The following is a 13,461-nucleotide window of genomic DNA, read 5'->3' as shown; positions in this document are numbered from 1 at the left end:
TCCCGTGACCCGCGCCGTCGGCGCGACGAGGAGGAAGAGTGCGGGAGTACTCCACGCCCCTGACCATCGAGGTGCCGACCACCGGCAACCTCACCGACGACGTGGTGCGCAACGCCCGCGACGCCGGGGACGCGGTGGCCTTCAGCCGCCCGGTGGGCGAGGCCTGGCAGGACGTCACCTGCGCGGAGTTCCTCGTCGAGGTCAGCGGCGTCGCCAAGGGGCTCGTGGCCGCCGGCATCGAGCCCGGCGACCGGGTCGCGCTGATCTCCAAGACCCGCTACGAGTGGACGCTGCTCGACTACGCCATCTGGTTCGCCGGGGCGGTGACGGTGCCGGTCTACGAGACGTCCTCGACCGAGCAGATCGCCTGGATCCTCCAGGACTCCGGAGCGCGGGCGATCGTCGCCGAGACCCCCGACCACGTGTCCCGGGTCGCCGAGGTCCGCAGCGACCTCGAGCACCTCAACCACGTCTGGTCGATCACCGACAACGCGGTCGACGTGCTCCGCCGGCTCGGCGCCGACGTGAGCGACGAGGAGCTGGAGAAGCGGCGGACGACGGCCACGCCGCTCGACCTGGCGACGCTCATCTACACCTCGGGCACCACGGGGCGGCCCAAGGGCTGCATGCTCACCCACGGCAACTTCATGTTCGAGCTCGGCGTCGCGGTCGACGAGCTCGAGCGGCTCTTCGAGACCGAGGGCGCCTCGACGCTGCTGTTCCTCCCGCTCGCGCACGTCTTCGCGCGGATCATCCAGATCGGCTCCGTGCGGTCCCGGGCCCGGCTCGGGCACAGCGCCGACATCAAGAACCTCCTCGCGGACCTGCAGTCGTTCCGGCCGACGTTCATCCTCGCCGTCCCGCGGGTCTTCGAGAAGGTGTTCAACACCGCCTCGCAGAAGGCCACCGCCGACGGCCGCGGCAAGATCTTCGACCGGGCCGCCGAGACCGCCATCGCCTACTCCCGCGGGCTCGACAAGGGCCGGCCCTCGCTCGCCGTCCGCGCCCGGCACGCGGTGTTCTCGCGCCTGGTCTACGGCAAGCTCCGCGCCGCCCTGGGCGGCGAGTGCTCGTACGCCGTGTCCGGCGGCGCGCCGCTCGGCGAGCGGCTCGGCCACTTCTACCGCGGCATCGGCCTGACCGTGCTCGAGGGCTACGGGCTGACCGAGACCACGGCGGCGCTCACGGTGAACCTGCCCGACGCCGTGAAGATCGGCACCGTGGGCCGCCCGCTGCCCGGCACCGCCGTGCGCGTCGCCGACGACGGCGAGCTGCTGTTCCGCGGCGGCCAGGTCTTCGCGGGCTACTGGGACAACGAGACCGCCACGGCCGAGGCGCTGGAGCGCGACGGCTGGTTCCACACCGGCGACGTCGGCGAGGTCGACGACGAGGGCTTCGTCCGGATCACCGGGCGCAAGAAGGAGCTGATCGTGACCGCCGGCGGCAAGAACGTCGCCCCCGCCGTCCTCGAGGACCGGGTGCGCGCGCACGCGCTGGTCGACCAGTGCCTCGTGGTCGGGGACGGCCAGCCGTTCATCGCCGCGCTGGTCACCATCGACGCCGAGTCCTTCCCGGTCTGGGCCGTCGCGCACGGCAAGTCCGGCCCGGTCTCCGCCCACGTCGACGACTCCGACCTGCGGGCCGCGATCGAGCTCGCGATCGAGGACGCGAACAAGGCGGTCTCGCGGGCCGAGGCGATCCGGAAGTTCGTCATCCTGCCCGGTGGCTGGACCGAGGAGGGCGGCCAGCTCACCCCGAGCCTCAAGCTCAAGCGCCAGGTCGTCATGCGCGAGCACCGCGAGGACGTCGAGGCGCTCTACTCCTGACCGCTACTCCTGACCGCTGCCGACCCGCTCGGCGAGGGCGATCCGGACGAGCACGGTCGGGTGGCTCGCGAACCACAGCCGCTCCCAGGCCGGCGGCGTCGGGTCCGCGAGCGATCGGATGGCGAGCTGGCGCTGCAGCTCGATGAACGCCTCCGGGTCGCCGGTCGCCCGCAGCGCGTCGACGTCGGCCCGGAGCTCGAGCTGCCGGCTGATGCCGTTCTGCACCGGGCTGCTCACCAGCATCGCCAGCAGGTAGAGCGCGAGCACGAGCGGGACGACGGCCGGGCCGGTCGTCGCCACGCCGCGGCGACGGGCCGCACCCCAGGCCAGACCGAGCAGGCCGATCGCGAAGCAGGTGCCGGCGGCCCCGAGCACCGTGCCGATCACCACGTCCCCGTGCCGGGCGTGGGCCAGCTCGTGGGCGACGACGGAGAGGACCTGCTCCGGGGGCTGGTCGGCGACCAGGTTGTCGTAGACCACCACGCGGCGGGTGCCCCCGATCCCGGAGACGTAGGCGTTGAGCGTCGTCGTGCGCCGGGAGGCGTCGGACACCAGGATCTCGTCGACGTCGACGTCCTCCTCGTCGGCCAGCTGCAGGATCTGGGTGCGCAGCTCCCCGTCGGGCAGCGGCTCGAAGTCGTGGAAGAGCGGCTCGACCAGCAGCGGGTAGGCGATCGAGCCCACCACGACCAGCAGGGCCGCCACCGAGCCGGCGATCGCCGGCCAGGCCCGCTGCCAGCGCCGCGCGCACCCGATGAGCAGCAGCAGCGCCACCGACCCCACGGCGATGTCGACCGCCTCGCCCTTGACCAGGTCCAGCGCCCAGGTCGGCCACGACTGGGTGCTCAGCCCGTAGGCCAACAGCTGGCGGCGCACCAGCACCGCGAACGGCAGGGTCACCACCCGCAGCACGACCTCGAAGAGCGCGACCGCCAGGACCACCCCCGCCCACCAGGGACCGGGGAGCCGCGCGAACACCGCCCTCCCCCGCCGGGTCAGCCCCAGCAGGCAGGCGAGCAGCACCCGGACGGCGAGCGAGAGGTGCGACCAGGGGTCGGTGCGCGACGCGAACCGCTCGGCGCGCTCGATCTGCTCGGGGGTCAGGACGGCACCGGGGTCGACGGCGGGCAGCGGCCCGCCCGGCACCGGGTCCCACGGCACCAGGACGGCGGCCAGGACGGCGAGGACGAGCCCGCTGAGGACCGTCACCCCGAGGGCGACCCTGCGCTCGGGCGACGTCACGCGGCCAAGTCTGTCAGGCGCTCCCGCCACGCCGAGACCAGCGCCGCCTCGCTCAGCCCGGCGTGCCGGCGCAGCGCCGGCCCGAGCGGGCTGCCATCGGCGAGGTCGCGGTTCAGGGCGACCAGGGCGCGCTCCCCCGCACGCTCGACGATCACCTCGCACGCCAGCCAGGCGCTCTCGTAGACCGCACCGAGGTGCCCGGCGCGGACGTCGAACTCCGCGGGGCCGGGCAGCGCGTCGGGCGGCCCGTCGCGCCGGACCTGCTCGATGGCCTGGGCCGCGGTGCGGGTCACCGGGAGCGCGACGTCGCGCAGCGCGACGTGGTCGGCGAAGCCCTCGAGCAGCCACAGCGGGGTGCGGCTGGTCGGCGCCCCGGTCGCGACGTGGGTCGCCTCGTGGCTGATCACGACCTGCGCGCCGGTCGGCTGCAGTCGGCCGAGCTCCTCGGGGTTGACCAGGACGTGCACCGGGCTGCCGGGCGCGAAGGACCCGTCGACGCTGGTGGTGACCGCCGCGATGCCGGCGTACGTGCCCGGCTCGGCGCCCAGGGCGAGGTCCAGGTCACCGGCCGTGGCCGGGACCTCGACGACCAGGCGGGGCCGCCACCGGTCCAGGACCCGGCGCACCACCGGCACCGCGGCGGTCGCCAGGTCGGCGTAGCGCTCCGCGTCGGCCGCCTCGGCGGCGAGGACGAGCGTCCCCGGCGTACGGCGCACAGTGACCGGCGCGGTGAGCCACACCGGGGCGCGCGCCCCGCCGTCGCCGACCGAGACCAGGTGCACCTCGCCGGCCCCGGACCGCAGGCCGAAGCCGACCTCCGTCCGGGCGGGCCGGCGGTCGAAGCCGGCGAACCGCCAGGTGACGTCGGCCCGCGCCGTCCAGGTGCCGTCGGCGGCCACCGGCCCCGCCCGGTCGACGTAGCGCAGTGCGAGGTCGCGCACCCGCAGCTGCTCGGCGTTGGCGACCAGCGCCGCCAGCAGGTCCGCGGCGGCCGGGTCGTCCGGCGGGGCGAGCGCGCGGGCCGCGTCGGCGTCGCCGGTGGCGGCGGCGTCGGCGAACTGCGTCAGCAGGTCGCGGGCGGCCGCGGTGTCGACCTCGCCCGCCGGGGCGGCGGGCGGCGGCGCGGCGACGTACGGGTCGTCGTTGAGGACCTGCCAGGTGACCAGCCCGGCGACGAGCACCAGGGCGAGCGAAAGGCCGGCCGCCCACCGAGGTGGACGACCGGCCTTCGACGACGGGAGGTCAGCCAGGGCGGACGGCCCCGACGTACGGCATCGAGTGGAGCGGGGCCACCGTGACGCCGCTGCCGGGGTTGGCCGCGTGCACGATCATGCCGTCGCCGATGTACATGCCGACGTGGCTGATCGGGCTGTAGTAGAAGACCAGGTCGCCGGGCTGCAGGTCGCTCGTGCCGACGCGCGCGCCGGAGGAGTACTGGGCGCTCGAGGAGTGCGGGAGTGCGACGCCGGCCTGGGCCCAGGCCATCATCGTCAGGCCGGAGCAGTCGAACGCGCTGGGGCCGGCCGCGCCGTAGACGTAGGCGTCGCCGACCTGGGCCATGGCGTACTGGACGGCCGCGCCCGCGCGGCCGGACTCGGGCGCCGGGGCGGGCACCGAGTCCGGGACCCGCGGGGAGGAGTCACGCGACAGCAGCTGCTCGCGCTCCTCGTCCTCGAGACGGGAGAGCAGGGACTCGGCCTCGGCGAGCTTCTCCTCGGCGGTGGCCTTCTCCTCGGCCAGCGCCTCCTCGGTCTTCTCGACATCGTCGGCGCGCCGCTCGGTGGCCCCGCGACGGATCGCGAGCGCCTCGACCTCGGCGGTGTAGGTGCCGATCAGCTCGCCCTGGAGGTCGTTGTAGGAGGACACCGTGGAGAGCTGGGTGAGGAACGCGGACGGGTCTTCGGCGACGAGGACCTCGGCGGCCGCGGAGACGCCGCCGGAGCCGGAGTACTCGTGCACGAGGGAGTCCGCGACCTGCTCGCGGACGGACTCGAGCCGGTCGTCCTGGCGGCGCTCGTCGGCACGGAGCGCCGCGAGGTCGCGCTCGAGCTCGTCGAGCTCGATCCGGGCGTCGTTGTAGCGCTCCGAGGCCTGCTCGGCCTCGTGGTACAGCTTGTCGACGCGGGCCTTGACGTCGGCGATCTCGGGCTCCGCCTGGGCTGGCGAGGCCGGGACGAGCCCGACCGAACCTGCGAGGGCGAGGCCGACGAGGGCCGTGATGTATCGCTTCCGACCGTGGAGCAAGGCGGACGGTCTCCCTAGGGTGTCGTACGTCTACCAGGTCAGCTGACGGGTTCGGGCACGACTTGCCCTACTCCCGCTCCTCGTACGACGCCCGAGCGCCGCCGCCTTGCGGGAGATTCACCCCAGAATGTTGGGTCCCCGGCTCCCGGACCGCACGCGGTCCGGAACTCGACGCGGTGCTCGCGCGAACCTGGTCGGTCCACTTCCACGGGCACCTGAGTGCGACACGGTAGTCGTCCCCGTGGGGACCGGCCAAACCTTCGGTCCAGGTGGTGGTGGATTTAACTCCCGGGTCTCACGCGGACTCCACGATCGGGGGGTCCACCGGCCGGACGAGGCGCAGCGGCGGGACCAGCCCGCCCTCGGCGAGGACGTCGAAGGCGCGCTGCTCCTCGTCGTCGAAGGTGAGCTCGGGCGGCGGGCCCAGCAGGACGGTGACCACGCAGTCGTGGCACGCGAGGCCGCGCACCACGCAGCTGTCGCAGTCGATTCTCGTCGTCATGCGGCACACGCTGCCAGCGACCACCGACAGTCCCTCAGGACGAGCGGGCCAGCAGCGCGAGCAGCGCCTCGGACGCCACCGAGCGGGCACCCGCCCGGGCGACGTCGCGGGCGACCTCCCGGTCGCTGGAGACCACCACGACCACCCGCCCCCGGGGCTCCGCGGCGACCAGGTCGCGCAGCACGTCGTCGGCGATCACGCCCTCCGGGCTGAAGACGACCTTGACCCCCCGCGGGGTGTGCACCACCGGCCGGGTCGAGGAGGACGCGGCGTCGAAGACGACGGTGGTCTCGGCGCCGGTGCGCGCCACCACGGCCGCCAGGGCGGCCAGCAGCCGGGTGCGCTGCGCCTCCAGGGACGACTCCGGCCAGGCGGTCTTGCTCACGTTGTAGCCGTCGACGAGCAGCCGGGCCCGCGGGAGGCCGAGGAACTGCTCGAGCATCGTCGCCGTGGCCCCGCCCGGCACCGGGCCGGCGGTCGCGGAGGGGGCGCCGGCCGCCGCCAGCTCCTGTTCGACCCGGTCGCCGGGCGCGCCGGAGACCGGCGGGAGCGCCAGCTCGCGCTGCAGCCCCCCGGCGGCCTCGAGGACGGTGTCGAGCAGCATCCGGGCCCGCAGGGTCCCCTCGTCACGGTCGTGGCGCGCGGCGCGGCGCCCGGCCGCGAGCTCGGCCTCGGCCCGCTCCACCTGCGCCCGCAGCCGGCGTACCTCCTTGTCCTGGGCGGCGGCGAGCGCCTCCGCGCCCGTGCGCGCCTCGGCCGCCGCGCGCAGCGCGTCCTCGGCCTCGGCCCGGGCGGCGCGCTCGGAGGCGCGCGCCTCGCCCAGCTTGCGGCGGAGGGTCGCGATCTCGGCCTTCTGCTCCTCGACCTGCACCCGGTGCGCGGCCCGCTGCTCCCGGGCGGCCTGCTCGGCCTGGCCGAGGCGCTCGCGGAGGCGGGCGGTCTCGGCGACCGCGCGCTCGTCGGCGTCGGTGCGCTCGGCGAGGGCGGCGGTGGCCTCCTCCAGGGTCGCGGCCCAGTCCGCGGGCCGCACCAGCCAGGCGTACGCCGCCCGGTCGGCCGGCTCGGTCGTCGCCGGGTCCGTCGCCGCCGGGGTGGTGCGGGCGACCACCTGGGTGGCGACCCGCTCGCGCAGCTCGTCGTCGGCCAGGGCGGCGGCGATCGCGCCGGCCCCCAGCCGGGCCCGGCGGGAGGGCGCGAACTCCGCGACCCGCCGCAGGGCGGGCGGCAGCCGCACGACCTCCGGGAGCACGTCGGCGGTCAGCCCGACGACCCGCGCCCGCGCGGCCGCGGGCAGCGCCTCCAGCGCCGGGCCCGACGTCCCCTCCGGCATGTCGACCTCAGCCCACCGCCGGGTCGTCGGCGAGCGCGGCGTCGGTGCGGGAGACCAGCTCGATCGCGTCCGCGCGGCCGCACCAGCGGCAGGTCACCGAGGACACGGTCTCGTCGTCGACCGACATCTCCTCGACCCGGTGCTCGCCGGCGAGGTCGAAGTGCCAGTACTCCGTCGTGCGGCGGGTGCGCGTGACGTCGAAGCGGGTCAGGTTGCCACAGCCGGCGCAACGCCAGCGGTGGGCCGCGTCGGGGATCACGGTGCTCACAGGGGACTCCTCGCTCGGTGCCTCGGTCGTGCCGGCGGGCGTGCCGTCCGCCGCACCAACCCTAGGGCGGCGCCCCCCGGCCCAGGCGCGCCGCCCACCGATTGTCGGTGGCCGGACCTACGTTCGTCGCCATGAGCAGCGCCACCCACGGTGCGCGCTCCCGCTGGGAGTCGCAACGCACCTTCGACGAGCTGGGCCGGCGGCTGAGCGACCTGACCTTCTGCGTCGTCGACCTCGAGACGACCGGGGGCTCCGCGCAGGGCGGGTCGATGATCACCGAGATCGGGGCCGTGAAGGTCCGCGGCGGCGAGGTCCTCGGCGAGTTCCAGACCCTGGTCAACCCGCACACCGCGATCCCGCCGTTCATCGCGGTGCTCACCGGCATCAGCAACTCGATGGTCGCCGACGCCCCCTCGATCGAGTCCGCGCTGCCGGCGTTCCTGGAGTTCGCGGCCGGCTGCGTGCTGGTCGCCCACAACGCGCCGTTCGACGTCGGGTTCCTCCAGCACTTCGCCGCCCAGCAGGGCCGGCCCTGGCCGTCGTTCGAGGTCCTGGACACCGCCCGCCTGGCGCGCCGGGTGATCACCCGCGACGACGCACCCAACTGCAAGCTCTCCTCGCTCGCCCGCGTGTTCGGCTCCACCACCACCCCCAACCACCGCGCGCTCTCCGACGCCCGCGCCACCGTCGACGTCCTGCACGGCCTGATGGAGCGCCTCGGCGGGCTCGGCGTGCACACCCTCGAGGAGCTGCAGACGTTCTCGGCCCGGGTGAGCACCGCCCAGCGCCGTAAGCGCCACCTCGCGGAGGGCCTGCCGCACTCCCCCGGCGTCTACCTCTTCCGCGACGACGCCCGGCGCGTGCTCTACGTCGGCACCTCCCGCGACCTGCGCACCCGCGTCCGCTCCTACTTCACCGCCTCCGAGACCCGCTCCCGGATGGGCGAGATGGTCGGGGTGGCCACCGAGGTCACCGGCATCGAGTGCGCGACGGCGTTGGAGGCCGAGGTGCGCGAGCTGCGGCTGATCGCCGAGCACAAGCCGCGCTACAACCGACGCTCCCGGTTCCCGGAGAAGGTCCACTTCGTCAAGCTCACCCGGGAGACCTGGCCCCGGCTGTCCCTGGTCAAGCGGGTCCTCGACGACGACGCCGACTACCTCGGGCCGTTCGGGTCCCGCAAGACCGCCGAGAAGTGCCTCGCCGCGCTCCACGACACCTTCCCCCTGCGCCAGTGCTCGGACCGGATGGGCCGCGTGCCGTCCCGGGCGCCGTGCGTGCTCGCCGAGCTCGGTCGGTGCCTGTCCCCGTGCGACGGCAGCGTCGACGCCGCGACGTACGCCGAGGTCGTGCGCCGGCTCCGCGACACCCTGCTGCGCCGGCCCGACGAGGTGGTCGAGGCGATCAACGTCCGGATGGCCGCGCTGGCGGCCGACGAGCGCTTCGAGGAGGCGGGCGCCCACCGCGACCGGCTCGCGGCGTTCGTCCGGGCCGCGGCGCGCACCCAGCGGCTCTCCGCGCTGTCCCGGTGCGCCGAGGTGGTCGCCGCCCGGCGCGAGGACGACGGCCGCTGGGCGGTCCACGTCGTCCGGCACGGCCGGTTGGCGGCGGCCGGGGTGATCCCGCCCGGCGCCGACGCCCACCAGTTCGTCCGTGAGCTCCGCGCCAGCGCCGAGACGGTGGCCGACGCTCCCGGGCCGGTGCCGGCCGCGACCGCCGAGGAGACCGAGAAGGTGCTGCGCTGGCTGGAGTCGCCGGGCATCCGGCTGGTCGAGGTCGACGGCGAGTGGGTCTGCCCGGTGGCCGGCGCCACCCGGCACCTCGCGCTGCACGACGCCGTCGCCGAGTCGCGCCGCACCCTGGTGCCGTTCGCCGAGCGGCGCGACCTGGTCCCGGTCCACCAGCCCGCACGGTGAGTCGCGATAGGTTCGCCCCATGATCACCGCCATCGTCTTCGTCAAGGCAGACGTCGCCCGGATCCCCGAGGTGGCCGAGGCGATCGCCGCGCTCGACGGGGTCAGCGAGGTCTACTCCGTCACCGGGCAGATCGACCTGATCGCGCTGGTGCGGGTGCGCGACCACGACGACGTCGCCTCCGTGGTCGCCGACCGGCTCAACAAGGTCGCCGGCGTCACCGCGACCGAGACCCACATCGCCTTCCGCGCGTACTCCCGCCACGACCTGGAGTCGGCGTTCTCCCTCGGGCTCGACTGAGCTCGCGCGATGTGGCTCGACCTGCTCGGCTGGGGCGGGAGCGCGCTGCTGGTCTACTCCCTCCTCCAGGCGCGGGTGCTGCGGTTCCGCGCCCTGAACCTCCTCGGCTGCCTGGTGCTGCTGGTCTTCAACACGCTGATCGAGGTGTGGCCGATGGTCGGGATGAACGCCGTCCTGGTGGCCATCAACGTCTGGTTCCTCGTCAAGCTCCTCGGTGAGGCCCACGACCAGGCGGTCTTCGAGGTCCTCGAGGTCGGCACCGACGACGCCTACCTCGCCCACGTGCTGCGCGGGCACGCGGCGGACATCGCGCGCTTCCAGCCCGACTGGCACGGCGTGCGCCCGGGCGACCACGCCTTCGTGGTGCAGCGCGGGGACGAGACCGTGGGCGTGTTCGTGGTGCGCCCCGACGGGGACGTCGCCCGGGTCCGGCTCGACTACGTGACCCCGAGGTACCGCGACTTCACGCCCGGGGAGTTCGTCTGGCGGCGCAGCGGCGCGCTGGGCGAGCTGCACGAGGCCGGCTTCCGCCACGTCCTCACCTCGCCGCACATGGTCGGCGCGTACTACCAGCGGGTCGGCTTCCGCCCGCAGGGCCGCGAGTACGTCCTCGACCTCTGAGGCCGCTGGGAGGGCTGCGGACCCGGCTCAGGCCGAGGAGGCCGCCACCCAGCGGTCCAGCAGCGCCGCGGCCGCCCCGCTGTCGACCGCGGCCCGGGCCCGCTCGATGCCGGCCGCCAGCGCGGTCTCGACCGGCTCGCCGGGCGCACCGTGCACCGCGAGGGCCGCGCCGGCGTTGAGCAGCACCGCGTCGCGCACCGGTCCCTGCTCCCCCGCGAGCAGCCGGCGCACGACCTCGGCGTTGTGGGCGGCGTCGCCGCCGCGGAGGTCCTCGGTGGTCGCCGGCGCCAGGTCGTACGCCGCGGGGTCGACGCGCGCCGTCGTGACCTGGCCGTTGTGGACCACCCAGAGCGACGAGGTGGTCGTGGTGGTCAGCTCGTCGAGCCCGTCGTCGCCGCGGAAGACCCACGCGTCGACGCCGCGCGCGGCGAACACGCCGGCCATCACCGGCGCCATCCGCGGGTCGGCGCAGCCGATCGCCTGCGCGGCGGGTCGGGTGGGGTTGGTGAGCGGGCCGAGGAAGTTGAACGTGGTGCCGATGCCGAGCTCGCGCCGGGCGACCGCGGCATGCCGCATCGCCGGGTGGAAGGCCGCGGAGAAGCAGAAGGTGATGCCGGCCTCGACGGCGACCTCCGCGACCCGGTCGGCCGGCAGGTCGAGCCGGATGCCGAGCTGCTCGAGGACGTCGGCGGAGCCGGACTGGGAGGACGCGGAGCGGTTGCCGTGCTTGACCACCCGGGCCCCGGCACCGGCGGCCACGATCGCCGCCATCGTGGAGATGTTGACCGACATCGAGCGGTCGCCTCCGGTGCCGACCACGTCGAGGAGCCGGCCCTCGACCGAGATCGGCGTCGCGCGGGCGAGCATCGCGTCGGCGAGGCCGGTGACCTCCTCGATCGTCTCGCCCTTGGCGCGCAGCGCGACCGCGAGCCCGGCCACCTGCACCGGGGTGGCGGCGCCGGCGAGCAGCTCGCCCATCGCCCACGCCGTCTGGTCGGCGGACAGGTCGGAGCCCGCGACGAGCGCGCCCAGGACCTCGGGCCAGGTCGTCACCGTCAGCCGGTGGAGGACGTGGCGGCGGGGACCCGCGGGCGCAGCAGCGCGACCACGGTGTCCGCCAGCTGGATGGGGTCGATCGGGTGCGGCACGGCGGCCTCCGCGCGCGACCAGGTGGCCAGCCACGCGTCCTGCGGGCGGCCGGTCAGCACGACCACCGGCGGGCACTGGTAGATCTCGTCCTTGAGCTGCTTGGCGATGCCCATGCCGCCGGCCGGGACCGCCTCGCCGTCGAGGATCACCAGCGCGATCTGCCCGGCGTCCATGTTCTGGATGACGACCGGCTCGGTCGCGACCTCGACGTACTCCACCTCGGGCAGGTCGGGGTGCGGGCGCCGGCCCAGGGCCAGGATCACCTGCTGACGGGTGTTGACGTCGTCGCTGTAGACCAGCACCCGGAGAGGCTTCGTCGCGTCGCTCACGGCCGCGATGCTACCGCTCGGCCGGTACGTCGGGGGCCGGGGCTCGACTCGGGGCGGCCGCGCGCGCCTCCGCCAGGTCCAGGCGCCGGTCCTCCCGCTCGGCCTCCTTCATCGAGGAGCGGACCCACTGCACGAACAGCACGCCGAAGAACAGCAGGCCCACCAGGTCGCCGGAGGCCCAGAGGATCCCGCCGGCCAGGTGCTGGTTGTCGGCGATGTCCGGCAGCCACGACGCCATCGGCCCCTCGCGCAGGGCCAGGTAGTGCTCCTCGCCGATCAGCGTCTCCTGGCCCATGATCGTGACGCCGAGGAAGGCGTGGAACGGCAGCGTGAGCACCGTCAGCGCCACCCGGAAGGGGTAGCCGACGCGGCCGGGCACCGGGTCCACGCCCATCAGCGGCCAGAAGAACAGCGCGCCCACCATCACCAGGTGCAGGTGCATCATCTCGTGGACGTACGTCGAGCTGAGCGAGGCGTCGTACCAGCCGGTGAAGTAGAGCGCCCACGGGGAGATCACGTAGAGCCCGAAGGTCAGGGGCGGGAAGGACAGCACCCGCGCCACCCGCGAGTGCAGCACCGCGAGCAGCCACCGGCGGGGACGCACCGGGAGGGTCCGCAGCGCCAGGGTCACCGGCGCGCCCAGGGCGAGGGCCATCGGCACGACCATCGACAGCACCATGTGCTGGATCATGTGCATGCTCAGCAACGTCGTGTCGTACGCCGCGAACCCGGACGAGGTGGCGAGGTGGAAGGCCCCGAGGCCGATCCCGACGAAGGCCAGCGTGCGGCCCACCGGCCACCGGTCGCCGCGGCGGTGCAGGACCCGGACGCCGAGCAGGTAGAGACCGCCGAGCCAGACGGTGACGACGAACGGGAGCGGGGGCAGCGACCACTCGCTCAGGAAGGCTCCGAAGGAGGGCTCAGGAAGCGTCGCGGCGGCCTCCAGCACAGTGGTGGTGAGGGCGCTGGGCATGGTGGAAAGTTTAAGACCCCCCTGGACGAGGGGGGCGTGGTGGTGGTCGGGGCGGGTCGGGACATAATGGCCCGGTGGCGACAGCAGCAGTCATTCCGGCATCCCGTCTGCACGGGCATCACGACCGGCCGAGCATGGTCAGCGTGGGGACGATCATCTGGCTCGCAAGCGAGCTGATGTTCTTCGCGGCGCTGTTCGCCGCCTACTTCACGATCCGGTCCGTCAGCCCCGACCTGTGGGCGGCGAACACCGAGATCCTCAACGTCCCGTTCGCGGCGGTGAACACCACGATCCTGGTGCTCTCCTCGCTCACCTGCCAGCTCGGCGTGTTCGCCGCCGAGCGCGGCCAGGTCGGGCGCACCGGGTCGGTCTTCGCCGTCAAGGGCTGGGGCCTGCGCGAGTGGTTCGTGCTCACCTACGTCATGGGGGCGATCTTCATCGCCGGCCAGGTCGTCGAGTACGCCACGCTCGTGCAGGAGGACATGACCATCCAGAGCTCGGCGTACGGCTCGATGTTCTACCTCACCACCGGGTTCCACGGCATCCACGTCACCGGCGGTCTGATCGCGTTCCTCTTCGTCCTCGGACGCACCTACCTCGCACGCCGCTTCACCCACGAGCAGGCGGTCAGCGCGATCGTCGTCTCCTACTACTGGCACTTCGTCGACGTCGTGTGGATCGGGCTCTTCGCCACGATCTACCTCGTCAAGTAGCCCGCCCGCCGACACCGCCAAGGACTCCCACGTGCGTCTCCTCAACCGCTCCG

14 protein-coding genes and 1 riboswitch are annotated in these 13,461 nt (G+C 74.3%); of the genes, 5 read left to right on the top strand and 9 right to left on the bottom strand.

Annotated elements, in window-relative coordinates; all coding sequences use genetic code 11:
- Positions 1 to 38 precede the first annotated feature (38 nt).
- Positions 39 to 1,826 carry an AMP-dependent synthetase/ligase gene (locus H4O22_RS07015; RefSeq protein WP_182526300.1) on the top strand — a complete coding sequence of 596 codons (1,788 nt, stop codon included), beginning with the start codon at positions 39 to 41 and terminating at the stop codon, positions 1,824 to 1,826.
- 3 nt (positions 1,827 to 1,829) lie between these two features.
- On the opposite strand, the gene H4O22_RS07010 is transcribed toward H4O22_RS07015, so the two are convergent.
- The 6 genes from H4O22_RS07010 to H4O22_RS06985 form a co-directional block, all read right to left on the bottom strand.
- Entirely contained in the window at positions 1,830 to 3,068 is a 1,239-nt protein-coding gene (locus H4O22_RS07010; protein ID WP_182526299.1) for a M48 family metallopeptidase, read from the bottom strand.
- Complete coding sequence (locus H4O22_RS07005; protein ID WP_182526298.1) at positions 3,065 to 4,249, bottom strand: hypothetical protein; 1,185 nt, start codon at positions 4,247 to 4,249, stop codon at positions 3,065 to 3,067. The genes H4O22_RS07010 and H4O22_RS07005 overlap by 4 nt, the downstream gene beginning before the upstream one ends.
- Positions 4,250 to 4,310: 61 nt before the next feature.
- Positions 4,311 to 5,312: a C40 family peptidase gene (locus H4O22_RS07000; protein WP_182526297.1), complete on the bottom strand. Its 1,002-nt coding sequence runs from the start codon at positions 5,310 to 5,312 to the stop codon at positions 4,311 to 4,313.
- 26 nt (positions 5,313 to 5,338) lie between these two features.
- A riboswitch (cyclic di-AMP (ydaO/yuaA leader) is annotated at positions 5,339 to 5,486 on the bottom strand.
- Between the two features lie 121 nt (positions 5,487 to 5,607).
- Entirely contained in the window at positions 5,608 to 5,814 is a 207-nt protein-coding gene (locus H4O22_RS06995) for a hypothetical protein (RefSeq protein WP_182526296.1), read from the bottom strand.
- 34 nt (positions 5,815 to 5,848) lie between these two features.
- Positions 5,849 to 7,144, bottom strand: coding sequence for an NYN domain-containing protein (locus H4O22_RS06990; protein ID WP_182526295.1), 1,296 nt, complete (start codon positions 7,142 to 7,144; stop codon positions 5,849 to 5,851).
- Between the two features lie 7 nt (positions 7,145 to 7,151).
- Positions 7,152 to 7,412 carry a hypothetical protein gene (locus H4O22_RS06985; protein WP_182526294.1) on the bottom strand — a complete coding sequence of 87 codons (261 nt, stop codon included), beginning with the start codon at positions 7,410 to 7,412 and terminating at the stop codon, positions 7,152 to 7,154.
- 131 nt (positions 7,413 to 7,543) lie between these two features.
- Between H4O22_RS06985 and H4O22_RS06980 the strand changes: the two genes are divergently transcribed.
- Genes H4O22_RS06980 through H4O22_RS06970 form a run of 3 tightly spaced genes read left to right on the top strand, consistent with a single transcriptional unit; the run spans position 7,544 to position 10,244 of the window.
- The gene (locus H4O22_RS06980; protein ID WP_182526293.1) at positions 7,544 to 9,325 is read left to right on the top strand and encodes a DEDD exonuclease domain-containing protein; all 1,782 of its coding nucleotides are present in this window, start codon (positions 7,544 to 7,546) and stop codon (positions 9,323 to 9,325) included.
- A 19-nt stretch (positions 9,326 to 9,344) separates the two neighbouring features.
- Positions 9,345 to 9,623 carry an Lrp/AsnC family transcriptional regulator gene (locus H4O22_RS06975; RefSeq protein ID WP_182526292.1) on the top strand — a complete coding sequence of 93 codons (279 nt, stop codon included), beginning with the start codon at positions 9,345 to 9,347 and terminating at the stop codon, positions 9,621 to 9,623.
- 9 nt (positions 9,624 to 9,632) lie between these two features.
- Entirely contained in the window at positions 9,633 to 10,244 is a 612-nt protein-coding gene (locus tag H4O22_RS06970) for a GNAT family N-acetyltransferase (RefSeq protein ID WP_182526291.1), read from the top strand.
- Between the two features lie 27 nt (positions 10,245 to 10,271).
- On the opposite strand, the gene trpD is transcribed toward H4O22_RS06970, so the two are convergent.
- From trpD to H4O22_RS06955, 3 genes are read right to left on the bottom strand one after another with little or no spacing between them, the layout of a single operon-like run.
- Positions 10,272 to 11,297 carry an anthranilate phosphoribosyltransferase gene (gene trpD, locus H4O22_RS06965; RefSeq protein ID WP_182526290.1) on the bottom strand — a complete coding sequence of 342 codons (1,026 nt, stop codon included), beginning with the start codon at positions 11,295 to 11,297 and terminating at the stop codon, positions 10,272 to 10,274.
- 2 nt (positions 11,298 to 11,299) lie between these two features.
- On the bottom strand, positions 11,300 to 11,722 hold the full coding sequence (locus H4O22_RS06960; protein WP_182526289.1) for an Rv3143 family two-component system response regulator: 423 nt from the start codon (positions 11,720 to 11,722) through the stop codon (positions 11,300 to 11,302).
- Between the two features lie 10 nt (positions 11,723 to 11,732).
- On the bottom strand, positions 11,733 to 12,695 hold the full coding sequence (locus tag H4O22_RS06955) for a cytochrome c oxidase assembly protein (RefSeq protein ID WP_182526288.1): 963 nt from the start codon (positions 12,693 to 12,695) through the stop codon (positions 11,733 to 11,735).
- Positions 12,696 to 12,769: 74 nt separating this feature from the next.
- Here H4O22_RS06955 and ctaE point away from each other — a divergent pair, with 74 nt between their 5' ends.
- Complete coding sequence (ctaE, locus tag H4O22_RS06950; protein WP_182526287.1) at positions 12,770 to 13,408, top strand: aa3-type cytochrome oxidase subunit III; 639 nt, start codon at positions 12,770 to 12,772, stop codon at positions 13,406 to 13,408.
- The last annotated feature ends 53 nt before the right edge of the window (positions 13,409 to 13,461 follow it).

It is taken from the genome of Nocardioides dongkuii, assembly GCF_014127485.1.
Lineage (GTDB): Bacteria > Actinomycetota > Actinomycetes > Propionibacteriales > Nocardioidaceae > Nocardioides > Nocardioides dongkuii.
The sequence above is the reverse complement of the archived record's forward strand: the minus strand, read 5'-3'. Positions and strand labels throughout refer to the sequence as shown.